The following is a 532-nucleotide window of genomic DNA, read 5'->3' as shown; positions in this document are numbered from 1 at the left end:
CGGGTGGGCATCGACGGGCGGCGGCACCGGGCTGCCGGGCGGCCGTGGCCGATGACAGCGGCCGGATCCTCGGACGCGGACAGGGCGGGCCGGCCAACATCCTCACCGCGCCCGACGAGGCGCTCGCCAGCATCGCCGCCGCCACGGCCGAAGCTTCCGGGTCGCGGGCATCGAACCGGCCGCGGTCGGGGCGGCGCATGCGGTGCTCGGCCTTGCCGGCAACAATGTCGGCGACGCCGTCGCCTACGTGCGGGCCCGCCTGCCCTTTGCCAGCGCCGAGATCGTCTCCGACGGGCTGATCGCGCTCCAGGCGCCTTCGGCGACGACGACGGGGCGATCGCGATCCTCGGCACCGGCTCGATCTTCTTTTCCCGGGTCGGCGGGCGGGTGACCGCCTGCGGCGGCTGGGGCTTCATCGTCGCGACCACGGCAGCGGCGCCCGGCTCGGCCACGCCCTGCTGCAGGAGGCGCTGCTCGCCCACGACCGCATCCGCCCGTCCTCGCCGCTCGCCGAGGACGTGCTCGCCGAATT

The 532-nt window shown here is 75.8% G+C and carries 1 protein-coding gene; it reads left to right on the top strand.

Translation table 11 applies throughout. The features are described 5' to 3' along the window. The first annotated feature begins 202 nt into the window (after nt 1–202). Entirely contained in the window at nt 203–391 is a 189-nt protein-coding gene (locus tag A6302_RS26405; RefSeq protein ID WP_069308553.1) for a hypothetical protein, read from the top strand. Nucleotides 392–532 lie beyond the last annotated feature (141 nt).

The organism is Methylobrevis pamukkalensis (genome assembly GCF_001720135.1).
Taxonomy (GTDB): Bacteria; Pseudomonadota; Alphaproteobacteria; order Rhizobiales; family Pleomorphomonadaceae; genus Methylobrevis; species Methylobrevis pamukkalensis.
The sequence above is the reverse complement of the archived record's forward strand: the minus strand, read 5'-3'. Positions and strand labels throughout refer to the sequence as shown.